The organism is Amycolatopsis sp. NPDC004368, assembly GCF_053602515.1.
This window is the reverse complement of the sequence record NZ_JBSGDT010000039.1, coordinates 41,383-63,083: the sequence shown is the minus strand read 5'-3', so window position 1 is coordinate 63,083 and position 21,701 is coordinate 41,383. Positions and strand designations below refer to the sequence as shown.

The 21,701-nt window shown below is 72.3% G+C and carries 22 protein-coding genes and 1 pseudogene; 9 read left to right on the top strand and 14 right to left on the bottom strand.

Features of this window, described 5'->3' with window-relative positions; all coding sequences use genetic code 11:
- The first annotated feature begins 9 nt into the window (after positions 1–9).
- Complete coding sequence (locus ACWEOE_RS35600; RefSeq protein WP_452017087.1) at positions 10–489, top strand: cysteine dioxygenase; 480 nt, start codon at positions 10–12, stop codon at positions 487–489.
- A 1-nt stretch (position 490) separates the two neighbouring features.
- Here ACWEOE_RS35600 and ACWEOE_RS35595 read toward each other — a convergent pair whose 3' ends face one another.
- The 7 genes and pseudogenes from ACWEOE_RS35595 to ACWEOE_RS35565 form a co-directional block, all read right to left on the bottom strand.
- A complete protein-coding gene (locus ACWEOE_RS35595) occupies positions 491–1,498 on the bottom strand; it encodes an asparaginase (protein ID WP_452017085.1) in 1,008 nt (335 codons plus the stop codon).
- Between the two features lie 22 nt (positions 1,499–1,520).
- Entirely contained in the window at positions 1,521–2,342 is an 822-nt protein-coding gene (locus tag ACWEOE_RS35590) for a class I SAM-dependent methyltransferase (RefSeq protein ID WP_452017083.1), read from the bottom strand.
- Positions 2,339–2,716, bottom strand: a complete 378-nt coding sequence (locus tag ACWEOE_RS35585; RefSeq protein WP_452017081.1) for a VOC family protein — start codon at positions 2,714–2,716, stop codon at positions 2,339–2,341. The genes ACWEOE_RS35590 and ACWEOE_RS35585 overlap by 4 nt, the downstream gene beginning before the upstream one ends.
- A 77-nt stretch (positions 2,717–2,793) precedes the next feature.
- Positions 2,794–4,281 carry an outer membrane protein assembly factor BamB family protein gene (locus tag ACWEOE_RS35580; RefSeq protein ID WP_452017079.1) on the bottom strand — a complete coding sequence of 496 codons (1,488 nt, stop codon included), beginning with the start codon at positions 4,279–4,281 and terminating at the stop codon, positions 2,794–2,796.
- Positions 4,282–4,435: 154 nt separating this feature from the next.
- A complete protein-coding gene (locus ACWEOE_RS35575; protein WP_452017077.1) occupies positions 4,436–5,167 on the bottom strand; it encodes an FAD:protein FMN transferase in 732 nt (243 codons plus the stop codon).
- Positions 5,167–5,562: an FMN-binding protein gene (locus tag ACWEOE_RS35570; protein WP_452017075.1), complete on the bottom strand. Its 396-nt coding sequence runs from the start codon at positions 5,560–5,562 to the stop codon at positions 5,167–5,169. The genes ACWEOE_RS35575 and ACWEOE_RS35570 overlap by 1 nt, the downstream gene beginning before the upstream one ends.
- 10 nt (positions 5,563–5,572) lie before the next feature.
- Positions 5,573–6,927: pseudogene (locus ACWEOE_RS35565) on the bottom strand (ferredoxin reductase family protein).
- A 138-nt stretch (positions 6,928–7,065) separates the two neighbouring features.
- On the opposite strand from ACWEOE_RS35565, the gene ACWEOE_RS35560 reads away from it, so the two are divergent.
- Complete coding sequence (locus tag ACWEOE_RS35560; RefSeq protein WP_452017073.1) at positions 7,066–7,767, top strand: response regulator transcription factor; 702 nt, start codon at positions 7,066–7,068, stop codon at positions 7,765–7,767.
- Positions 7,764–9,212 carry a sensor histidine kinase gene (locus ACWEOE_RS35555; RefSeq protein WP_452017071.1) on the top strand — a complete coding sequence of 483 codons (1,449 nt, stop codon included), beginning with the start codon at positions 7,764–7,766 and terminating at the stop codon, positions 9,210–9,212. Before ACWEOE_RS35560 ends, ACWEOE_RS35555 begins: the two co-directional genes overlap by 4 nt.
- Here the strand turns inward: ACWEOE_RS35555 and ACWEOE_RS35550 are convergent.
- On the bottom strand, positions 9,187–9,891 hold the full coding sequence (locus tag ACWEOE_RS35550; protein WP_452017069.1) for a pyridoxamine 5'-phosphate oxidase family protein: 705 nt from the start codon (positions 9,889–9,891) through the stop codon (positions 9,187–9,189). The genes ACWEOE_RS35555 and ACWEOE_RS35550 overlap by 26 nt on opposite strands.
- Before the next feature lie 90 nt (positions 9,892–9,981).
- Between ACWEOE_RS35550 and pdxR the strand changes: the two genes are divergently transcribed.
- Together pdxR and ACWEOE_RS35540 are read left to right on the top strand one after the other, a co-directional pair.
- Complete coding sequence (gene pdxR / locus ACWEOE_RS35545) at positions 9,982–11,352, top strand: MocR-like pyridoxine biosynthesis transcription factor PdxR (protein WP_452017067.1); 1,371 nt, start codon at positions 9,982–9,984, stop codon at positions 11,350–11,352.
- Positions 11,353–12,718: 1,366 nt separating this feature from the next.
- A complete protein-coding gene (locus tag ACWEOE_RS35540) occupies positions 12,719–13,816 on the top strand; it encodes a D-alanine--D-alanine ligase family protein (protein WP_452017065.1) in 1,098 nt (365 codons plus the stop codon).
- Positions 13,817–13,903: 87 nt separating this feature from the next.
- Here the strand turns inward: ACWEOE_RS35540 and ACWEOE_RS35535 are convergent, their stop codons facing one another.
- From ACWEOE_RS35535 to ACWEOE_RS35510, 6 genes are all read right to left on the bottom strand, one after another.
- Positions 13,904–15,115 carry an ABC transporter permease gene (locus ACWEOE_RS35535; RefSeq protein WP_452017063.1) on the bottom strand — a complete coding sequence of 404 codons (1,212 nt, stop codon included), beginning with the start codon at positions 15,113–15,115 and terminating at the stop codon, positions 13,904–13,906.
- The gene (locus ACWEOE_RS35530) at positions 15,106–15,792 is read right to left on the bottom strand and encodes an ABC transporter ATP-binding protein (protein WP_452017061.1); all 687 of its coding nucleotides are present in this window, start codon (positions 15,790–15,792) and stop codon (positions 15,106–15,108) included. Before ACWEOE_RS35530 ends, ACWEOE_RS35535 begins: the two co-directional genes overlap by 10 nt.
- Positions 15,789–17,003, bottom strand: coding sequence for a hypothetical protein (locus ACWEOE_RS35525; RefSeq protein ID WP_452017059.1), 1,215 nt, complete (start codon positions 17,001–17,003; stop codon positions 15,789–15,791). Before ACWEOE_RS35525 ends, ACWEOE_RS35530 begins: the two co-directional genes overlap by 4 nt.
- A 1-nt stretch (position 17,004) precedes the next feature.
- The gene (locus ACWEOE_RS35520) at positions 17,005–17,940 is read right to left on the bottom strand and encodes a hypothetical protein (protein WP_452017057.1); all 936 of its coding nucleotides are present in this window, start codon (positions 17,938–17,940) and stop codon (positions 17,005–17,007) included.
- A 92-nt stretch (positions 17,941–18,032) separates the two neighbouring features.
- Positions 18,033–18,578 (bottom strand): DUF3515 domain-containing protein, encoded by a 546-nt coding sequence (locus ACWEOE_RS35515; protein ID WP_452017055.1) that lies wholly within the window; start codon positions 18,576–18,578, stop codon positions 18,033–18,035.
- A 19-nt stretch (positions 18,579–18,597) separates the two neighbouring features.
- Positions 18,598–18,831 (bottom strand): Lrp/AsnC family transcriptional regulator, encoded by a 234-nt coding sequence (locus tag ACWEOE_RS35510; protein WP_220237647.1) that lies wholly within the window; start codon positions 18,829–18,831, stop codon positions 18,598–18,600.
- A gap of 138 nt (positions 18,832–18,969) precedes the next feature.
- Here ACWEOE_RS35510 and ACWEOE_RS35505 point away from each other — a divergent pair, with 138 nt between their 5' ends.
- From ACWEOE_RS35505 to ACWEOE_RS35490, 4 genes are read left to right on the top strand one after another with little or no spacing between them, the layout of a single operon-like run.
- Positions 18,970–19,932 carry a thiamine-phosphate kinase gene (locus ACWEOE_RS35505; RefSeq protein WP_452017053.1) on the top strand — a complete coding sequence of 321 codons (963 nt, stop codon included), beginning with the start codon at positions 18,970–18,972 and terminating at the stop codon, positions 19,930–19,932.
- A 58-nt stretch (positions 19,933–19,990) separates the two neighbouring features.
- Positions 19,991–20,416: a GNAT family N-acetyltransferase gene (locus tag ACWEOE_RS35500; RefSeq protein ID WP_452017099.1), complete on the top strand. Its 426-nt coding sequence runs from the start codon at positions 19,991–19,993 to the stop codon at positions 20,414–20,416.
- Positions 20,417–20,432: 16 nt separating this feature from the next.
- Positions 20,433–20,963, top strand: coding sequence for a gamma carbonic anhydrase family protein (locus ACWEOE_RS35495; protein ID WP_452017051.1), 531 nt, complete (start codon positions 20,433–20,435; stop codon positions 20,961–20,963).
- 31 nt (positions 20,964–20,994) lie between these two features.
- Positions 20,995–21,672 (top strand): uracil-DNA glycosylase, encoded by a 678-nt coding sequence (locus ACWEOE_RS35490; protein WP_452017049.1) that lies wholly within the window; start codon positions 20,995–20,997, stop codon positions 21,670–21,672.
- Positions 21,673–21,701: the final 29 nt, after the last annotated feature.

Below are 21,701 nucleotides of genomic sequence, written 5' to 3'. Positions count from 1 at the left end.
GGAACGACCATGTTCGCCGTCCCGGACAACACCCTGCTGCGTCCCGAGAACCCCGCCCTGCGCCACCCCGTGCGCGTCGCCCTCGAGGTGGCCGCCGACCGCGAACGCTGGGCGAGCCTGCTGCGCTACGACCCCGAACAGCGCTTCTCGGCCCTCGTGCACCGCGGTGCCGGGCAGGAGATCTGGCTGCTGAGCTGGCTGCCCGGCCAGCACACCGACCTGCACGACCACGAGTACTCGACCGGCGCGTTCACGATCGTGTCCGGCCGGCTGACCGAGACGGTCGCGCGCCGCTCGTCCGATGGCCGCGCGGTGACCGAGGTGCACGCGCTGGCCGCCGGGCAGTCACGCGTGTTCGGGCCGGGGTACGTGCACGAGGTGCGCAACGACGGACCCGACCCGGCGATCAGCGTGCACGTCTACCGCAACGGCCCGCGGGCGATGCGGTCGTACCACCACGATCCACTCGACGGCCCGGTCCGCGACTGACTCACCGGTCCAGATCGCCGCGCAGCCGGAATTCCTTCTCGACGACCTCGCGCGAAGCGCCGGTGGCGAGCAGGACCTGAAGCAGCACGCGAGCCTTGCGGGGGTCGAGCCAGCCCGCCATCGTCGCGCCCAGGCGGATGAGGCTCGACTCCGAACCGTGGAACCCGTACGTGCCGCGGAACGTGGTGCCCGCGCCGGTGCGGCTCGCGACGACGATCGGCACCTGCGCCGCGGCGATCACGTCCGCGGTTCCCGTCGACACGTGTCCGACGCCGTTGGCCGCGACGACGACACCGCGGGCACCGCCGTCGAGCACGAGCTTGAGCAGCTCACCCGTGTCCGCGATCCCGGATTCCAGCAGGGGAACCAGCCCGGTGAAGTCGGCGCCGTCCACCGAAAGGGCGCCCGCACGTCCGCCGGCCGGGTGGAAGTAGTGCACGGAGCGTTCCGCGAGCAGCCCGAGCGGTCCCGCCGGGTTCGACGAGAACGCTTCGAGGTGGCTCGCGTGCGCCTTGCGGACCCAGCGCGCGGAGTGCACGTCGTCGTTGAACGCCACCAGCGCGCCACGATCGCGGCTGCGGGGTTCGGCCGCGACGGTGAGGGCGGCGAGCAGGTTCGCGGGGCCGTCCGCGCTCGCCAGGCTCGCGTTGCGCATCGCCCCGGTGACGACCACGGGCACGTCGTGGGGCCAGGTCAGCTCGAAGAAGTAGGCCGTCTCCTCGAGCGTGTCCGTGCCCTGCACCACGACGAGCCCGGCCGCGCCGGCCGCCACCTGTTCGAGGCCCCATTCGCGGGTGCGCAGGAGGGTCTCGTAGTCCATGGACGCGCTGGAGATGCCGGCGAGCGTGGCCGCGGTGACGTCCATCGGCAGGTCGGCGCCGAGGTCGCCGAGCAGGTCCTCGGCGGTCAGCCGCGGCACCACACCGTCTTCGATCGACCGGCCGGGCTTCATGGAGATGGTGCCGCCCAGCGCGGCGACGGCCACGCGGGCTCGGGGAGCGGAAGTCATGCCCGCACTCTAGGAAACCGCGCTAGATCGATTTCACCGCCTGCAGCGTGTAGCTCGCCGCGAGGCGGCGGGGGTTCTCGCGCAGCCGCCATTCGCCGCCCTCGACCTGCTCCATCTCGCGAGGAAGCGCGTTCCACGGCACGGAGTCGTGTTCGGTCAGCGCGGTGAGCGTGAGGCAGTTTTCCAGCAGCGCCGTGACGATTTCGCCCAGCGAATGGTTCCACGAGTGCGTGGTGCTGTTCACGATGGGACCGGCGGACTCGACGTAGGTCGTTTCCTCGGCGAACACGAGCGGTTCTTCGTGCTCGAAGTACTCGTATTTCGGCCAGCCGTGCTCGGCTTCGTCGTCGAGCGTCCACAGCATCGGGTGCCCTTCGCGGACGAACAGCCGCCCGCCCGGCTTCAGCAGCCGCGCCACGACGTCGGCCCACCGGTCGATCTTCGGCAGCCAGCACAGCGCGCCGATGCCGGTGTAGACGAGATCGAACGTGCCTTCGCCGAAAACGTCGACCGCGTCGTAGGTGTTGGCCTCGTGGTAGTCGATGTCCGCACCGACGCTCTCGGCGAGCTTGCGGGCTTCCGCCAGCGAACCGGGAGAGAGGTCGAGGCCCGACATCCGGGCGCCCAGCCGGGACAAGGAAAGCGTGTCCGTGCCGATGTGGCACTGCAGGTGCACGCCACGCAGCCCGGTGACGTCGCCGAGGCGCGGCAGGTCGAAGCGCACGACGTCGCTGAGGTACGCCGGGTCCGCGGCGAACTTGTCAAAGCCGTAGTACTCCGATTTCGCGTGCACGGCCGCGCGTTCGTCCCAGTTGGCGCGGTTGAGGTCGAACGACTCGGTCACTTCGCCGCCTTTTCGGCTTTGCTGCGCAGCACGCAGAACTCGTTGCCTTCGGGGTCGTGGAGCACGGCCCAGCCGGTGCCGTCGGCGTTGCGCTGGTCGTCGAACAGCGTGGCGCCCGCGGCCAGCAGACGCTCGACCTCTTGGTCGCGCGGGCCGTCCGGGGTGAGGCACAGGTGAATGCGGTTCTTCACCGTTTTCGCTTCCGGCACCTGGATGAACAGCAGCATCCCGCCGTGGTCGAGGAAGATGCCGACCTCCTCGTCGCCCGGTTCGTCGCTGTCGGCGATCGGCCGGCCGAGGACGGTGCTCCAGAACCGCGCCAGCGCATACGCGTCGGCGCAGTCGAAGGTCGTGTTCTCGACGGTGGACGGCATCGCCTCTCCCCTGCTTGTTCGCGGTGATCGCAGTCTGCCCGAAAAGACCGGTCTCCCGCGAGGCGGTTTCGCCGGCCTCAGCCGGGGAGGCCGACGACCGGCGCGGGTGTGCCGCCGGACGTGCTGCGCGCGAGGACGATCGCGCCGGGCGCCGGCACCAGCTTCAGATCCGGGAGCGAGCCCGAGCCCGCCGGCACCATGACCTTGCTGGTGAGTGCGCTGCCGTCGAAGTCCTGGACGACCAGGGTCACGTCGCGGCCGGTGTCCTGGCACGCGCGCAGGTACGTGTGGCGGGTGGTGGCGTCGGCCGAACGCACGGCGCAGGCGCCGAGGTCGATCGGGTGAGTGGCACCGTTGCTCAGATCGAGGGCTTCGGCGGAGGTCTTGTCCTGTTCGATCACCGGCGTCGGTCCCACGTCCATCCGCACCCACCGGGTCGCGTCCGGCCGGTTCAGCAGCCGGCCGGTCTCGGTGTCGAACACGCCGTTGAGGACCGAGCCCGGCGTGGCGGCGCGGCCGACGAGCCGCAGCCACACGGCGGCGCCGTCGGTCGTGGTGGCGGGGGAGATGTCGAGCCGTTCGTCGTCAGGGCCGGTGGTCTCGACCACGTGGCGCCAACGTTCTTTGCCCGTCGCCTCGTCGAGCGCGACGAGCCCCGCAGAACGTCCGCACTCCAGCGCGGCGAGCACCACGGTCCGGGCTTGCGCGGGCAACGTGTACGGGTTCTGGCAGCCGGCCGGCGCGGACCAGCGCCAGAGTTCGTCGCCGGTGCCGATGTCGTAGCCGGTGTAGGTGTCGTCGCGGATCGTCAACGTCCTGGTGCCCGCGAGGATCCCGCCGGTCTCGACCAGGACCGACGGCACCACGCGGTCGAAGCGCGGGGTGCCGGTGTCGGCGTCGAGGACGACCACCAGGTCGTTGCTGCTGTCGGTTTTCGACGCGAACGCGGCCACGACCGTGCGCCGGTCGGCGTACGCGAGCAGGGCGTGGACCCGGGCGCCGGGTCTTGCGTAGGACCAGTCGGCGCTGCCGTCGAGCCCGTCGAGCGCGGTCACCGAACCGTCGACGGTCGCGACGGCGACTCCGTGTCCCGCGGCCACGATTCGGCTCACGTCGGCCGGCGGTTGCCACGACCACTGCCGGGCGCCGGGCTTCTCGGCCACCGGTTCCGGGGTCAGGTCGGGCGCGCCGCGAGTAGTGCTCGCGGTGGCGACCCGGGCCGCGGCGAACGGCGCCGCCACCGCGGCGGCCAGCACGACGAGCGTCACGAGCACGCCGACGGGCCGGATCCGCCACGACGTGGAGTCGAACAACCCGATCGCGACCGCCACCGCGCCCACGGCGAGCACCGGGGTGTCTAGGCCGGGCACACCTCCGCGCACGTCGAGCACCAGCCGCACCACGGCGGCCGCGGCGGCGGCCACCCCGATCACGGTCGCGGCGATCCTAACCTTGCGCGAGCGCGCCAGCCCCAGTGTCGCGGCGACGAGCACCGCGGCCACGTAGCCGAGCAGCTCCACGCCGCTCGGTCTCGTCGCACCACCCGACAAGAACGGTGCGACCAAAACACCCACCACACCTGTTACCACTGTCAACCGCAGCACACCCAGTAGACGCAGTGAACGCTCCCGCGTTTCGCCGCCGCCGTGAACATCGAGTGACAACGAAATCACGCGCCGACCGGTCGGAAGGTCACGGTGTGCACTGTGGACACTCGGTTCAGGTCGGCACCAGCCCGGGGGAGCGGTGCACGCGGTGCTGCGCGTCGATGATCAGCACGGCGCAACCCGGCTGGGCGGCGGCCCAGGCGATGCCGTCGGTGCCGAGGGCGAAGGCGGCCGTGGCCAGCGCGTCGGCGTGGGTGAGGTCGCCGGCGACGACCGTCACGCTCAGCAGTCCGGTGGCGGGCCGGCCGGTGCGGCCGTCGAGGATGTGGGCGCCGCGTTCGTACGCCGCGGAGGTGGCGACGGCGCCGCCGCGCGAGGCGACCACGGCGCACACCGCTTCGGGCAGCTCGGGGTGCCGGATGCCGACGCGCCACGGCTGTCCGGGCTCCGGTTCCCCGGAGGTGACGACGTCGCCGCCCGCGTTGAGGCAGAAGTCACGGGTGCCGGCGGCGTGGAGGCGGTCGGCGGCGCGCTGCACGGCCCAGCCCTTGACCACCGCGCAGGGGTCCAGACCACGGCCGGGCAGCTTCGCGGTGAACGCGCCGTCGGAGAGCTCTTCGTAATAGGTGCACAACGAGAGGACTTCGTCGAGCTCATCGCTGAGGTCCGCGATCTCGCCGCGGTCGTGGCGGGAGACCTCGCTGTCGGCGCGGAACGGGCTGAACCTCTCGTCGACCTCGTGCAGCCAGGCGAACGCGTCGGCGACGGCGGCGGTGAAGTCGCCGTCGTCGCGCAGGTCGAGGGACACGGGCAAGCCCATCACCTGCTCGACGTGCGGGGCCATCACGAGCCTCTCGCGTCGAGCGCCGCCTGCAGCGACTTGATGTACGACTCGCTGGTCATCGTCGCGCCGGAGACGGTGTCGATGTCGGCGCTCTGGGCCTGCAGCGCTTCCTCGCGCAGCAGCGGGATCGCGGCGACGCCGCGGCCGCTGTCGGGTTGCTGCATGAGGGTGACATCGGTGATGCGGCTGCCGGAGAACGTCACCTGCACCTGCACGGTGCCGAACTCCGTCTCCTCGGCCGTGCCCTGCGTGGTCACGGCACCGGAACCGGCCGAAGTGGACGGTGCGGTGCTCACCTGCGGCGCGGCGGTGCTGGTCGGGGGCGCCGGGTCGAATCGCCACACCGAGACGAAACCGGCGATGGACAGCGCGACCACGAAAATCGTCTTCTTCATCGGAAGCTCCTCACGCGGCCAGGCTGAAGCGTTCGGCGTGGACCTGGGTGCGGGGCATCCGCAGCTCCCGGAGGCTGCGCAGCACCGCCGCCGTCATCCCGGGCGGCCCGCAGACGAACACGTCACGGTCGCCGAGGCCCGGCACCAGGGCCTGCAGCGCGGCGGGGCCGAGCACGGGCCCGTGGGGGCCGCGTTGGTCCGAAGGTCCACAGAGGACTTGCACGACCGCCCCGCGGGTCTTGGCCAAGGCGTGGAGCTCGGGCAGGAGCACGGCGTCGGCGGGGGTGCGCACGCGGTAGAGCAGCACGACGTGACCGCTCACGTCTTCGAGCAACGCGCGGATCGGCGTGATACCGACGCCGCCGGCGATCAGGAGGGCGTTGGGGCGCTGCTGGTGGATGGTCGTGAAGGCGCCGTATGGCCCTTCCGCGAAGACACGCGTGCCGAGGGGCAGGGACCGCAGGCCGGCGCTGGAGCTGCCGACGGCCTTGGCGGTCAGGCGCAGCGTCCCGCCGTCGGGGCGGCCGACAGCGAGAACGGGTTGGCCTGCCACCAGCGGTCGCGGGTGAGGAAGCGCCAGAGGAAGAACTGTCCCGCGCGGGCGGGCAGCCGATCGAGATCGCGGCCGGTCAGGTAGACCGAAACGGTGTCGCGCGACTCGGGCACCACGGCGACCACCCGCAACCGGTGCCGCAGGTTGCGCCGCAACGGCAGGAGCACGCGTCCGGCCAGCACGGCGAGTCCGGCGCCCAGCCACAGCGTCCACCAGTACGCCCGCGCCGCCGGGTGGCTCGCGAACGACTGCCCCACGGCGATCTGGTGCGTGAAGGCCAGCACCACGGCGGCGTAGGTGTAGAGGTGCACGAAATGCCACGTCTCGTAGGCCATCCGCTTGCGCGCGAAACGGGCGGAAGCCGCGCCGACGACCAGGATGAGCACGAACGCGACGATCGCGCGCAGGATCCCCTCGACGGTGTTCGCCAGCTGCACCAGCTCGTCGGGCGCGTTCGTGCGCTCGACCGCGGAGTAGCCGACGACCACCAGCACCACGTGGGCGACCAGCAGCCACAGCAGGCTGAACCCCGTCCAGCGGTGCCACGACGTGAGCCGGTCCATGCCGAGGCGGCGGTCGAGCCAGGGCAGGCGCGCGACGAGCAGCAGCTGCACGGCCATGGCCTGCGCCGCGTAGATCCCGGCGAGGCGCCCGGCGCTGATCAACGGGTCGTCCGACAGCCCGCCGACGGCGAAGGACACCGTGGCGAGCACCACGTTGGCCGCCAGGAACGCGAAGATCCACGCCTTGGCGACCACGCGCGGCGCGACCGCCGGGCGAGGCGGGACGGCGATCGGGGTCAGGACACTCACGGGACTTCCCTTCGGCTGTCGGTCACGAAAACCAGCGTCGCGGCGGAACCTGTGGCGGATCTGGGCGGAACCTGTCGACTGGCTGTCGGCCGCGGCGTCGGCTCGCGCGCCCGCGCGGTGGTCACGGAGGATGGTGGAGTGGACAACCCGAACCCGGTGCGGCTGCTCGTCGTGGACGACGAACCGCACATCGCCGACCTGGTCGCGACCGTCGCCCGCTACGAGGGCTGGACGGCCGTGACGGCGGGCTCGGGCGCGGCCGCGCTCAGCCGCGCGGCGGAGTTCGGGCCCGACATCGTGGTGCTCGACCTGATGCTGCCCGACCTCGACGGCTTCTCCGTGCTGGATCGCCTGCGCGAGACCGGCAACGCCGTGCCCGTGGTCTTCCTGACGGCGAAAGACGCGACGGCCGACCGCATCGCCGGGCTCACCCGCGGTGGTGACGACTACCTCGTGAAGCCGTTTTCCGTCGAGGAGCTGATGGCGCGGCTGCGTGCCGTGCTGCGCCGGAGCAACGCCTTGCCGTCGGCGCCGCGCACGGCCGTGCTGCGGGTGGAGGACCTCACGCTCGACGAGGACACCCGCGAGGTCCGCCGCGGCGACCGGCTCGCCGAACTGACGCCGACGGAGTACGAGCTGCTGCGCTACCTCATGCGCCGCTCGCCGGCCGTGCTCACGAAAGCGCAGATCCTCGACCACGTGTGGGAGTACGACTTCGGCGGCCGGTCCAATGTGGTCGAGCTGGTGATCTCGCACCTGCGCCGCAAGCTCGACGACGGCGCCGAACCGCTGATCCACACCGTGCGCGGCGTCGGCTACGTCGCGCGGGCGGGCCGGTGAGCCGGCTGCGGCGCTGGGTCCGCCGCTGGTACGGCGCGTGGCGCGCGTCGCGGCTCGGCACGCGGCTGGCATTCGGGCTCGGGGTGCTGGCGTTGGTGGTGTTCGCGATCGTGGGGGCCGTCACGGTCGAGTTCATGCACGGCTACCTCGGGCGCCGGCTCGACGAGCAGCTCAAGACCAGCCAGGTCGCGCAGGTACCGGGGCTGCGGAGCTCGCACGGCAGCCCGCAGGTCGTCTACTCGTGGTTCTCCGCGGTGTTCGAGGTCGACCGCGGAGTCGCGACACCGCAGCCGGGCAGCGATCTGCCGAGGGACCTCAAGCCGCTGGCCGAGGTCGCCGCCGACGCGACGGGCGGCGACGTCTTCCGGACCGTGTACATCCACGGCGACGGGCCCTACCGCGTGCGCGCGTGTCCCGTCGCGACGGACTCGGCCGGCCGCGGGACCGTGCTGCTGAGCGCGGCGCCGCAGGCGGACCTGGACAGCACCGTGCGGCAGCTGGTGCTGGTCGAGGTGATCGCGTTCCTGCTGGCACTGGCGATCCTCGTGGTGGTGGGCCGGCTCGTGCTGCGGCGCGGGCTGCGACCGCTGTCGGACATGGCGGGCACGGCGCACGACATCGCGTCGCACGACCTCACGGCGACCGCGAACCTGCCGGTGCGCGCCACGGGCGAAGGCGGCGGCGCGGAGGTGGCGGAGCTGCGCACGGCGTTCAACGTGATGCTCACGCACATCGAATCGTCGCTCGCCGCGCGTACGGCGGCCAACGAACGCCTTCGCCGTTTCGTGGCCGACGCGTCGCACGAGCTGCGGACGCCGTTGACGTCGATCCGCGGCTACGCCGACCTTTTCCGCTACGCGGCGGCGAACGAGCCGGCGGAACGCGAGGCGCACCTGGCGAAGATCCGCGAGGAGACGGCGCGGATGAGCGTGCTCGTCGACGATCTCCTGCTGCTCGCGCGCCTCGATGCCCACGACGTCGAGCCGCCGGTGCGCCCCGAACGGGTGGACGTTGTCTCGGTGGCGACGGACGCCGCCGACGCGTTCCGGGTGGGGCGGCCGGCGCATCCGCTGTCGGTTTCGCTGCCTGCTTCGCCGGTGGTCGTCGACGCGGATCCCGTGCGGCTGCGGCAGATCTTCGACAACCTGCTGGCGAACGCGGCCGTGCACACGCCTTCGGGGACGCAGGTGTGGCTGTCCGTGGGAGTCGTGGACTCCTTCGCGGTGATCCGGGTGGAGGACGCCGGGCCCGGGATCGCGCCGGAGGATCAGCGGCGGATCTTCGACCGGTTCTTCCGCGTGGACAACTCGCGCACGCGCTCGGCCGGCGGCACCGGCCTGGGCTTGTCCGTGGTGCATTCGCTGGTGGTGGCGCACGGTGGCACGGTCGACGTCGCCGGCCGACCGGGCCACACCGTGTTCACCGTGCGGCTGCCGCTGTCTTGACGGTTCGCCCGGCGACGTGCCCGGGCACTCGCCAGCCGTCGGCCAGATCGGCCGAGGGTTCCGGTTCGCCGAACACGGTTTTCACCGGGAGGACGCCGGCCCAGGCGGCGTTGGCGTCGACGTCTTCCGGCTCGTCGTCGGGGCCTTCCGCGCGCAGCTTGACCGAGGCTTCGGTGAGGTCGAGGGCGAGCACGGAAACGGCGGCGAACTCCTTGGCGTTCACGCCGCGGGCGTGGTCCCAGGAGCCGGGGGACAGGTGGTCGGTGAGCACGCGCAGGGCGTGGAGCTTCGCGTCGGGGTCGGTGATCAGCCTGGCTTTGCCGAGGATGACGGCGCTGCGGTAGTTCATCGAGTGGTTGTTGACCGAGCGGGCGTAGACGATGCCGTCGAGCAGGGTCACGGTCACGCAGACGTCCAGGTCCTGCGCCGCGGTGCGCAGGCTGGCCGCGCCCGTGGAACCATGCAGGTAGAGCGTGTCGCCGTCGCGGCCGTAGCCGGTGGGCAGCACGAGCGGCGTGCCGTCGCGGACGAGGCCGAGGTGGCAGATCAGGGCCTCGTCGAGGACGGCGTGCAGCGTCGCGCGGTCGGTGGCCGCACGGTTCTTCTTGCGGCCGAGGGTGGTGCGGGCGGTCGGCGAGAGGCTGGGCAGGTCCGCGCTGGTCATGTCCACGCTGGTCATGTCCGCAGTGTCTCGCGGGCGAGTGGATACGTTGAACGGCCACTTCTTCTACACTTGGAAAGTCCACTTTTCTTCGGTTCGGGGGTTCCCGTGTCCTACGCCGACACCGCTCTGCCGGTGAGCCTCGATCGCGCGGCGAGCACGCCGCTGGCCGTGCAGCTGGCCGACGCTCTGCGAGAGGCCGCCGCGAGCGGGCACCTGCGCGGCGGCGACCGGTTGCCGTCCACGCGGGCGCTGGCCGAGCGGCTCGGGGTTTCGCGCACGGTCACGTCGGCCGCGTACGAGCAACTGCACGCCGAAGGCTGGATCGCCGGCCGCCACGGCTCGGGCACGTACGTGACGACTCCGCCGACGCGCGCGGCCGCCTCGGTGTCGCCGGCGGGACCGCTCGTGGCCGAGGCCGAGGTGGCGCCCGTGCTGGACCTGACGCCGGGCACGCCGTGGGCGGCCGGTCTGGACCGCGCCGCGTGGCGCCGCGCGTGGCGGGCAGCGGCCGACCCGGAGCCGTTGGTGCGTGCGCACCGCGCCGGCCTGCCCGAATACCGGGCCACCGTTTCGGAACACCTGTTGCGCCACCGCGGCCTGGCCGCCGGCTCGGTCCTGGCGACGGGCGGCACCACGGCGGCCGTCGTCGAGCTGGCGGCCGCGGTGCTGCGGCGTGGTGCGGTGGTGGCGTTCGAGGAGCCGGGGTACCAGCGGGCCGTGCAGGCGTTCCGGACCGCGGGGCTGACCGTGGTGGGCGTGCCCGTGGACGAGGAGGGCCTGCGCCCGGACGCCATCCCGGCCGGCGCGCGTGCCGTGTACTGCTCGCCCGCGCACCAGTACCCGATGGGCAGCCGCATGAGCGCGGCACGCCGGGTGGAACTCGTCGAACGCGCCCGCGCCGACGGCATGCTCGTCATCGAAGACGACTACGACGGCGAGCTCCGCTTCGACGTCGCCCCGCTGCCCATGCTGGCCGCCCTCGCGCCCGACGTCGTCGTCCACCTGGGGACGACCAGCAAGATCCTCACGCCGACGCTCGGCGCCGGCTGGCTCGTGGCACCGCCGGCGGTCGCCTCGGCCGTGCTCGCCTACCGCGACCTCACCGGCACCCGCCCTTCCCCGGCCGGCCAGCGCGTCCTCGTCGAACTCGCCCGCCACGGGGACCTGGGCCGCCACCTGCGCAAACTTCGCCGCGAACTGGCGGAACGCCGCTCTCTCCTGACGGACGCCCTCACCTCCGCCGCAATCCCCATCCTGGGCGACGATGCGGGCGCGCACCTCGTGGTGCCCTTCACGTCCGCCGCGCGGGAAACCGCGTGCCTCGCGGCGGCCGACCAGCAGGGGATCCGCCTCGACGGGCTCGCCCGCCACTTCGCCGGGACGCCGACGGTGCACGGGGTGGCGTTGGGGTATGCGGGGTGTTCGCGGGAGGCGTTGGTGAGTGCGTTGCCGGCTTTGGTGGGGTTGTTGCGGTGAGCCTGCTGTTGGATCGTGGCGCGGTGCCGGGGCGGGGGAGTGGTGTAGTTGTGCTGCGGCGCTCGTCGCGAATGGTCCGGTGGTGCGCGGTGGCCTGGCGTGAGTGGTCCTTTCGCGCGCAGACCTCAGGGGGATCGGTCGCGCCGCGCCGCGGTCGCCGTCGCGAGTGGTCCGGTGGCTCCGCGGACATGGCCGCGGTGAGTCGGTCCGGTGATGCGCCGCTGCTTGGCGTGGATGGTCCTTTCGCCCGTAGTTCTCCGGGCGACCGGTCCCGCCGCGCCGCGGCCGCCGTCGCGAGCGGTCCGGTGGTGCCGCCTTGTTCGGGGCGAACGGTCCGGTGACGCGCGGCTGCTTGGCGCGAGGGGTCTTTCGCGCGTGGCCCTCGGGACGACCGGTCCCCCCGCGCGAGGGTCGGCATTGCGAACGGTCCGGTGGTGCCGCGGCCATGGCCAGCGGTCCGGTGGTGCGCGGCTCATGGCGAGAGAGGTCGTTTCGTGCATGGTCTCGTGGCGATCGGTCCCGCCGTGCGAGGTCGGCATCGGGAACGGTTCGGTGGCGCCGCGAGATCGGGTGAGTGGTCCTGTGGTGCGGCTGCTTGGCGTGAGTGGTCCATTGGCGCGTGGGCGTCAGGGCGACTGGTCTCGCCACGCCGCGGCCGCCGTCGGAATGGTCCGGCGGTGCGCGGCGCACGGCACGAGTGGTCCTTTCGCGCATGGCTCTCGTGGCGACCGGTCCCGCCCTGCGAGGTCGACATCGCGAACGGTTCGGTGGCGCCGCCATGGTCGGGGTGAGCAGTCCCGCCGCGCTATGGCCGTGTTGCGGGTGGCGCGGTGTGCGTAGTCGCGGCCGTGGTGAGGGGTCCGGTGGTGCGCGGCGCATGGCACGAGTGGTCCTTTCGCACGTGGCCCTCGTGGCGACCGGTCCCGCCGCGCCGCGTTGCGAGTGGCGCGGTGTGCGCAGCCTCGGCAGCGGTGAGGGGTCCGATGGCGGGCCGCGCATGTGGTGAGCGGGCCCGCCTCGCCACGGCCGCGTTGCGAGTGGACCCGCCCCGCCACGGCCGCGTTGCGAGTGGTCCAGTAGCGCCTCGGCCGCCGTCGGGAGGGGTCCGGTGGTGCACAGGCTGCCTGCCGCGAACGGCTCCCGTCGCCCACCGACTACCTCACGTGACCGCACCACCCGCCCGCGGTACGACCGGACCACTCAGCCCGCCCCCGAGCAGTCGTCACCACCATGAGGGCCCAGCCCCGCACCGACGCCCACCACACCCACGACAAGCCTGATCACACCCATCCCACCCGACCGGCGGTACCCCTCGCGACACCGGGTGCGCGCCGTTCGCCATGGTCACCCGGTACGGTGAGCCACCATGAGTGCTGAGAAGATCCGCGTGGCGGTCGTGTTCGGCGGGCGCAGCAGCGAGCACACCATCTCGTGCCTGTCGGCGGGCAGCGTGATCGCGAACCTGGATCCGGAGCGCTACGAGGTGCTGCCGGTGGGCATCACCCCGCAGGGTGGGTGGGTGCTGGGCACCGGTGACCCGCGGGAGCTGAGCATCCAGGGCCGCGAGCTGCCGACCGTGGAGTCGGGCCGGGCGCTCGTGCTGGCGGGCGACGCCACCAGCCGCGAGCTGCGCACCGTCGACCCCGGCAAGGCCACCGAGGTGCTGGGCGCCGTCGACGTGGTCTTCCCCGTGCTGCACGGCGCGTTCGGCGAGGACGGCACCATCCAGGGGCTGCTCGAGATGGCCGACCTCCCCTACGTGGGCCCGGGCGTGCTGGCCAGCGCGGCCGCCATGGACAAGGAGTACGCGAAGAAGCTGCTCGCCGCGGAGGGGCTGCCGGTGGGCACGTATGCGGCGCTCCGGCGTGGACAGTCCACTTTGGCCCAGGAAGACCGGGAACGCCTGGGGCTGCCCGTTTTCGTGAAGCCGTCGAGGGCGGGCTCGTCCGTGGGCATCTCGCGTGTCACCGATTGGTCCGATGTGGACGCCGCGATCGAGCTGGCCCGCCGCACCGACCCGAAGGTGCTCGTGGAGGCCGCGGTGATCGGGCGCGAGGTCGAGTGCGGCGTGCTGGAGTTCCCGGACGGCCGCGTGGAAGCGTCGCTGCCGGCGGAGATCCGGGTGCTCGCCGAGGGCGAGGACGCCTGGTACGACTTCGAAACCAAGTACCTCGGCGAAGACGCCGAGCTGGACATCCCGGCCAAGCTCGACGACGCCCTCACCGACCGCCTGCGCGCCATGGCCGTCGAGGCGTTCCGCGCGCTCGACTGCCAGGGCCTGGCCCGCGTCGACTTCTTCGTCACCGACGCCGGTGACCTGGTGATCAACGAGGTCAACACCATGCCCGGCTTCACCACGAAGTCGGCCTACCCGAAGATGTGGGAGGTCACGGGCGTCGATTACCGCACGCTCCTGTCGACCCTCATCGACACCGCGATCGCCCGGGGGACCGGCCTGCGCTGACCACTGACCCCGACACGAACGGCCCGGTAGCTCCCCGGCAAAGGGGGAATCACCGGGCCGTTCGCGCACGGCGGTGAAAAATCCGCCTCACGTGCCTCCGCGCAACGCTTCCACCGGTTCCATCCGCGCAGCCCGCATCGCCGGATACAACCCGGCCAGCAACCCGACCAACGCACCCGTCACCGGCGCCCCCGCGGCCAGTGTCAGGTCCAGCACCGGCGTCCAGTCTTTCGCCGCCGACACGACCACCACCGCGATGATCCCCGCGCTGCTGCCGAGCACACCGCCGAACAGCCCCACCGTGCCCGATTCCAGCAGGAACTGCGCCGCGATGTGGCGACGGCGGGCACCGAGCGAACGGCGCAGGCCGATCTCGCCGACGCGCTCCATCACGGTGACCAGCGTGACGTTGGCGATGCCGATCGCACCGACCACCAGCGACACCAGGCCGAGCACGATGAACAGGCCGTTGATGTCGTGCTCGACGCCCCCGCGCAGGCTCGCCGGGTCCGGCGGGGCCGTGACCTGCAGCGAGTCGTGACCTTTGGGGCTCAACGCGATCGGCGCCTGGCGAGCGATCAGGCCCGCCGCGCCGAGGTCCGTGCGGATGAGCACATTCGACGGCGCGCCGGCGCCGAGCCGGTCGGCCGCCGCCGTGTACGGGAGCACGACGGAGGTGTCCAGCGCGCGGTCCAGGTCGAGGCCACCACTGCCGAGGATGCCGATCACGGTGAACGCACGATCCTTCACGAACACCGCGGGCTGGTCGTCCACGCGCGTGATGCCGAGCAGCTTCGCCGCGCTCGCGCCGAGAACGGCGACCTGGTCGTGGCGGCTCACGTGGCCCTCGTCGAAGAACCGGCCCTGGGCGATCGTCGCGTTCACCACCGCGGGCAGGCCGGCGGTGGCGGCCGCCACCGGCAGCGCGCGGTCGGTCACGGTCGTCGGGTCGTCGAGTTCGTTGGCGCGCACCGGCAACGCCGTGGCTCCGCCGGCGTCCAGCTCGGCGACCGAGGCCGCCTCGTGCACGCCGTTGAGCCGCGTGAGGTCGGCGAGGCCGGACCACGTCACCAGCGGCGGGCTCGCCGGATCCGGTGGCGGGGGCACGGTCACGGTCACGCCGGTCGCGGTCACCGCGTCGAACCGGCCGGCGATCTGGTTGCCCGCGGTCGCCGCGACGCCGAGCGTGACCACCAGCGTGGTGATGCCGATGAAGGTGCCGAGCACGGTCAGCGCCGTGCGGACCGGCCGGGCCGCGATCCCGGCCAGGGCTTCGTCCACCAGATCGATCAGGCGCACACCGGCTCCTCGGCGACCCGGCCGTCCTCGATCCGGACCCGCCGCCGCGCCCGGCGGCTCACGTCGTCGTCGTGCGTGATGACCACCAGCGTCACGCCCTGCTCCGACAGTTCGTCGAACAGGTCCAGCACGCTCTCGGTGTTCGCGCGGTCGAGGTTGCCCGTCGGTTCGTCGCACAGCAGCAACGCCGGCTGCCCGAGCAGCGCGCGGGCGATCGCCACCCGCTGCCGTTCGCCGCCGGAGAGCCGATCCGGCCGGAATCCGGTGCGGTGCGCGAGCCCGACCCGGGTCAACGCGTCCCGCGCGCGCTCGGCCCGGTGCTTGCGGTCGGTGCGCCCGTAGAGCTCGGCCATCGCCACGTTGTCCGCGGCGCTCCGAGTGGGCAGCAGGTGGAAGGCCTGGAACACGAACCCGATCCGGCTGCCGCGCAGCTGCGCACGGGCGCCGTCGGCGAGGCCGGTGGTCTCCACGCCGTCGAGCAGGTAGGTGCCCGAGGTCGGCCGGTCGAGCAGCCCGAGCGTGTTGAGCAAGGTCGACTTCCCCGAACCGGACGCGCCCACGATCGACACGTAGTCGCCCCGTTCGACGGTCAGGTGCACGTCGGTGAGCGCCCGCACCGGCGGGTCGGCGGGGAACACGCGGTCGACCGCGTCGAGCCGGATGACCGGGTCGCTCACCGCGTGCCCACCACGACGCGGTCCCCGGCGGCGAGCGTGGCCCCGGTGGTGCTCACCTCCGCGAGCCCGCCGGCGGTCAGGCCGGTGCGCACGGGCACGTCCTCGACCCGGCCGTCGGCGCGCTGCACCTGCACGCGCGTCGCGCCGTCGGCGCTCGTCGCGACCGCCGCCACCGGCACGACCAGCACGTCGCCGGAGGTCGCGCCCACCTCGATGTCGATCCGCACGGCCTGCCCGGCGAAGGCGGCCAGCGCCTTCGGATCCGCGACGGCCAGGCGGAACGGCACGGTGTCGGCCGGCTGCTGCGCGGCGCCGCCGGCCTGCGCCGGCGCGTTCGCCTGGGCACCCGAACCGGCGGTGCCGTCGTCGGGAAATTGGTCGGCGGGCGGTGCAGCCGCATCCGGCCCGAGCGCGTCGACCTTCGCGGACGTCGTGGTGCCGTCGGGCAGCGAGAGTTTCGCCGTCATGCCGGCCCGGACGTACTGCGCGTCCGCGGTGGGCAGCGTGCCCCGAAGATCCACCCTGCTGGAGGTCGCGGTGCCGATCCGGCCGGTCGCCTGCGCGCCCGCCCGGGTGGTGACCGAGTCGAGGCGCACGGGAAGCTCGGGCAGGAACAGGATTTCGCCGGACGGGATCGTCACCTTCGGCGGCGTGTCGGTGGTGGTCTGCGGTTCGTAACCGGCCCGCTCGTACCAGCGCGTGACCTGGATCTGGGTCGCGGCGTCGAACTTGCCGCTGCGCAGGTGCCCGAAGCCCAGGGTGGTCAACGCTGCCTGGAGCTGCTTGACGTCGTCGCCGGTCATCCCGTCGGCCAGCGTGCGGTACATCGGCACCGCGCCGGGCAGGACGAAAACGGGGCGGCCGCTGACTTCCAGCAACCGGGCGCCCGCGGCCACGGTCTTGCCGGCTTCCGGGGCCTTGGTCACGAGCTGGGTGGCCGGGGCCCCCGCGTCACCGGCCGGCGCGCCGACCGAACCGGTCAGCGTGAGCGGTGTCGCCCCGGTGTAGGCGACGGTGCCCTGTGCGGCCACGGTGCTGGTGAGCTTCTGCTTGCGCACCTCGACCGTGATGAGCGACGCGGGCGGTGGCTGGTGGACGGCCGCGGCGTCGGCGGGCGACGTGATCCGCGAACCCACGAGCCAGCCGACCGCACCCGCCGCCACCGCCACGCCCAGCAGCACGAGCACGACGCGCCGGGGGTTGGTGGCCACGTCAGCCGACTCCGGCCTGCAGCAACGCCTGGACGAACGGCTTCGCGACCGCTTCGTAGGACTTGCCGCACTCCTGGTCGTCCAGCGAGGTCTTGATGTCCTTGCTCAGCCCCTGCTGCTCGTCGGCGACGGGAGCCGAGTCGTACGCCTGCTGCGCGGCCTGGCTGAGGGTGTGCTCGATGACGCCGGGCTTGGTGCTGGGCACCTGGTAGCCCTTCTGCCGCAGGCAGGTGCCGTAGCTCTGCGCGGCGGCCAGCACCTGCGGGTCGGAGGTGAGCCGCTGCTGCGCTTCCCGCGCGGCGGCCTGCTGGCTCGCGTCGGAGCCGCTGACGGTGCCGGTGTTGCCCATGTGCTTGTTGACCTCGGCGATGCAGCCGCCCACCGGCTGCTTGGCCTGCTCGAAGGTCAGCATCCGCGGGGCGCCGTAGGCCTTGTCGTAGGCCTGCTGTTGCGCGGCGGGCAGGGCCGCGTAGATGGCGTTGTTGGGGTTCGGCGGGTTGGCCGGCAAAGCGACGGCCGGGTTGTCCGGGAAGACGTCCCTGGCGTAAGTGGTGCCGTAGCCGTACTTCTGGCGGTAGGCCTTGAGCGCGTCGTACGACGTCAGCGCCGGGTCCATGCCTCCGAGGTTGCTCGACGAGACCGCGTAGTGCATCGGGTGCGGCACGTACTTGAACCCGGCCCGGCGCATGCAGTCGGCCATGAGGTTCTCGGACTTGACGGAGTCGGCCTCGGCCTTGCCCTCGGGGCTGTTCGGGTCGGACGCACCGGCGGTGGCGGTCTCCGCGGTCTCCGCGGTGGTCGCGGGGGCGGAGCTGGGCGCGTCAGGCGCTTTCGCCGAGGCGGTGTCGCCGCCGCCCGTGCCGCCGCAGCCGGCCAGCAGCGAGGCGCACGCCGCGGCGGCCAACAGCAAGGCCGGCTTGGTGAGTTTCCTGCTCATGCCAGCTCGAACGGGTGGCAGGCGGAAAAGGTTGAGCGAAGTTGATCAGGCCGCGGAGCGCCAGCGCGCCCGTCGCCGGTGAACGCGAACGGTCAGAACTTCAGCGGTTTGACCGGCAGCTTCGCGCTGACGGTGTCCGACACCGTCTGCAGTGGACCCGTTCCGGCCGAGTCGGGAACGGTCAGCGCCAGGTAGACCTCGCGGTCCACCACGTACCAGGTGGCTGCGGCGTCTTCGGTGACCTGAAGCCACTGCACGCCGTTGACCAACCGCAGCTGCGCGGTCGGCGTGAGCTCCGGTGGCCGGTCGAGGCCGCAGCGCAACACGATCGCATCGCCGTCACCCCAGGCGACGGTGGCCTTCGGCGCGGGCTGCGCGAGCGTGCGGCGGGCGAGGTCCTGGCCGTTGGACTTCAGCGTCGCCGGCATCGCGTCGACCACGGTTGTGCACGCCGGCGAACTCGCCTGCGGCGCGGGAACGGCGACGAGCGCGAGCGGTCCGTTCGCGACGCTTTCGCCGCTGAGCGACGAATTCCTCGTCACCGCGAAGACGGCGACCACCACGGCCAGCGCGACCACGAGCACGGCCGCGACCACGAGCACCACCCTCGGCGGTGCGCCGGTGTCGGTATCTGCCACCCGGCTAGTGCACCACGCGTCAGAGGTGGACCACCGGGCAGGTCAGGGTGCGCGTGATCCCTTCCACGTTCTGCACCTTCGCGACCACGAGCTGACCGAGCTGGTCCACGGTTTCGGCGGTCGCGCGCACGATCACGTCGTAAGGGCCGGTGACATCCTCGGAACTGGTCACGCCCGGCACCCCGGAGATCTCCGCCGCCACCGCGGCCGCCTTGCCGACCTCGGTCTGGATGAGGATGTATGCGTGGACCACGGCGTGCCCTTTCGTCGGTAGCGATGGAGTCGAGGTAGGAACGGTGTAGGCAAGGTATCGCCAGCCCCGGGAAAAACCTAGGGGATCCGACTGTCGGTGATCGTGGCTTCGCACACGGAGAGAAACAGGAGGTGACCGGTGTCACCGGACGATGGCTCGGTGGCCGGGACGGGCGAGTTCGCGCTGATCCAGGCGGTCACCGACGGACGTCGCCAGCCGGCGACCACACTGCTCGGCCCCGGCGACGACGCGGCCGTGGTGGCCGCACCCGACGGCCGCGTGGTGGCGACCACGGACGTGCTGGTCCAGGGCGTGCACTTCCGCCTCGACTGGTCGAGCCCCGAGCAGGTGGGGCGCAAGGCCGTGGCGGTGAACCTGTCGGACGTCGCGGCCATGGGCGCGAAACCGACCACGGTGCTCGTGGGCTTCGCGTGCCCACCGGACACTCCCGCGCAGGTCGTGACGGAGATCATGAACGGCATGTGGGCCGAGGCGACCCGCGCCGGCGTCGGGGTGTCCGGCGGTGACATGGTGAGTGCCGACCAGATCGTGATCAGTGTCACCGCGTTGGGTGACCTCGAAGATCGCGAACCGGTGACGCGCTCCGGTGCCCGGCCCGGCGACGTCCTCGCCGTCTGCGGGCGACTCGGCTGGGCCGCGGCGGGACTCGCCGTGCTGCGGCGGGGGTTCCGTTCGCCGGTCGGGGTCGTCAACGCGCAGCGCTGCCCGGAACCGCCGTACCCGGCCGGGCCGCAGGCCGCGCTGGCGGGCGCGACGTCGATGATCGACATCTCCGATGGGCTGCTCGCCGATTTGGGGCACATCGCCGCGGCGTCGGATGTGGGGCTCGACGTGAGCACTGCCGAGCTCGAGATCTCCTCGCGGCTGCAGGAGGTGGGCACCGCGCTCGGCGCCGATCCGTTGCGCTGGGTCCTCACGGGTGGTGAAGACCACGCGCTCGCGGCCACCTTCCCGCCGTTCGACGAACTGCCGGAGGGCTGGCGCAAGATCGGCGCCGTGACGATGCCGGGGTCCGGGGTGACCGTGGACGGCAAGGATTATGGTCACGAAGGCGGTTGGGAGCACTGGCAGCAGCACTAGTCTCCTCGGCGTGGAGATCCGAGCGGTTGCGTACGACCATCCCGACGCCGTCAAGCTGATGGCCGAGGTGCAGCTCGAGTACGTGCGCCGCTACGGCAGCGAAGACTCGACGCCGATGGACTCCGCGCAGTTCGCGCCTCCCCGGGGGCTGTTCCTCATCGGCTACCTCGATGACGTGCCCGTGGCTTCCGGCGCGTGGCGCGCGCACGACGGGCCGACGCCCGCGTTCCGTCCCGGCGACATCGAGCTGAAGCGGATGTACGTCGTGGAATCCGCGCGGGGCAAGGGTTTCGCGCGGGCGATCCTCGCCGAGCTGGAACGCACGGCCGTCGCGGCGGGACGGCGGCGAGCCGTGCTGGAGACGGGTACCGCGCAGCCGGAGGCGATCGCCCTCTACCGTTCCTCGGACTACACGGAGATCCCGGGTTTCGGCGTGTACTCCGGCGAGCCCGACAACCGGTGCTTCGGCAAGAACCTCGTGTGACCAACGGGAGACGGCTTTGGCGATCTACGCGCTCGGTGACCTGGAACCCTCGATCCACCCGGACGCCTACGTCCACCCCGACGCCACCGTGATCGGCGACGTGCGCATCGGCCCGCGTGCTTCGGTGTGGCCGCAGACGGTGCTGCGCGGCGACCACGGCTACATCGAGATCGGCGAACGGGCATGCGTGCAGGACGGCTGCGTGCTCCACTGCACCAAGAAGCACCCGACGATCCTCGGACCGTCGTCGGCCATCGGCCACGCCGTGCACGTGGAGGGCGCGACGATCGGCACCGGCTGCCTCATCGCGTCGGGTTCGGTGGTGCTGAACGGAACCGTGATCGAGGACGGCGGGATGGTCGGCGCGGGCGCGGTGCTGTCGTACAACTCGCACGTGGCCACGGGGGAGATCGCGCTGGGCGTGCCGGCGAAGGTGCGGCCCAACAAGTCGTTCTCCGCCGAGCAGATCGCCACGATCGTCGACTCGTACGTGCGGCGCGGCGCACGGTTCCGCGAGGAGCTGCGGCGGCTCGACCCGCCACGGTGACGTCGCTCGCACCGCGCTAGGCTCGCGGGCCGTGACCGCACGACCGCTGCAGGAAATCGTCGAAGCCGGCTGGGCGCAGGCCCTCGAGCCCGTGGCTCCGCAGGTCAGCGCGATGGGGGAGTTCCTCCGCGCGGAGATCGCGGCGGGCCGCACGTACCTGCCGGCGGGGGAGCACGTGCTGCGGGCGTTCAAGCAACCGTTCCACGACGTGCGGGTGCTGATCGTCGGCCAGGACCCGTACCCGACGCCGGGCCACGCCGTCGGCCTGAGCTTCTCGGTGGCGCCCGACGTGCGGCCGCTGCCGAAGAGCCTCGTCAACATCTACAAGGAGTACGCCGAGGACCTCGGGTACCCGTTGCCCACCAACGGCGACCTGACGCCGTGGGCGGACCAGGGCATCCTGCTGCTCAACCGCGCGCTCACGGTGCAGCCCGGCAAGCCGAACTCCCACCAGGGCAAGGGCTGGGAGCAGGTGACCGAGCAGGCGATCAAGGCGCTCGCGGCCCGGTCCGAGCCGATGGTGGCGATCCTGTGGGGCCGCAACGCCCGCAACCTGCGCCCGATGCTCGGCGACATCCCGTGCATCGAGTCGGCGCACCCGAGCCCGCTTTCGGCGCACAACGGCTTCTTCGGCTCGCGGCCCTTCAGCCGTGCGAACCAGCTCCTGGCCGACCAGGGCGCGGCGCCGGTGGAGTGGAAACTTCCCTGAGCCCGTCCGGTCGCGGCCGGTCGCTCCGA

What these genes read in the sequence shown, in the direction of transcription:
- ACWEOE_RS35500 (WP_452017099.1), top strand. Translation starts at nt 19,991, where the DNA reads ATGGCCGAGGTGCAGCTCGAGTACGTGCGCCGCTACGGCAGCGAAGAC.
- ACWEOE_RS35570 (WP_452017075.1), bottom strand. Translation starts at nt 5,562, where the DNA reads ATGAAGAAGACGATTTTCGTGGTCGCGCTGTCCATCGCCGGTTTCGTC.
- ACWEOE_RS35600 (WP_452017087.1), top strand. Translation starts at nt 10, where the DNA reads ATGTTCGCCGTCCCGGACAACACCCTGCTGCGTCCCGAGAACCCCGCC.
- ACWEOE_RS35575 (WP_452017077.1), bottom strand. Translation starts at nt 5,167, where the DNA reads ATGGCCCCGCACGTCGAGCAGGTGATGGGCTTGCCCGTGTCCCTCGAC.
- ACWEOE_RS35520 (WP_452017057.1), bottom strand. Translation starts at nt 17,940, where the DNA reads ATGAGCAGGAAACTCACCAAGCCGGCCTTGCTGTTGGCCGCCGCGGCG.
- ACWEOE_RS35550 (WP_452017069.1), bottom strand. Translation starts at nt 9,891, where the DNA reads ATGACCAGCGTGGACATGACCAGCGCGGACCTGCCCAGCCTCTCGCCG.
- ACWEOE_RS35595 (WP_452017085.1), bottom strand. Translation starts at nt 1,498, where the DNA reads ATGACTTCCGCTCCCCGAGCCCGCGTGGCCGTCGCCGCGCTGGGCGGC.
- ACWEOE_RS35540 (WP_452017065.1), top strand. Translation starts at nt 12,719, where the DNA reads ATGAGTGCTGAGAAGATCCGCGTGGCGGTCGTGTTCGGCGGGCGCAGC.
- ACWEOE_RS35585 (WP_452017081.1), bottom strand. Translation starts at nt 2,716, where the DNA reads ATGCCGTCCACCGTCGAGAACACGACCTTCGACTGCGCCGACGCGTAT.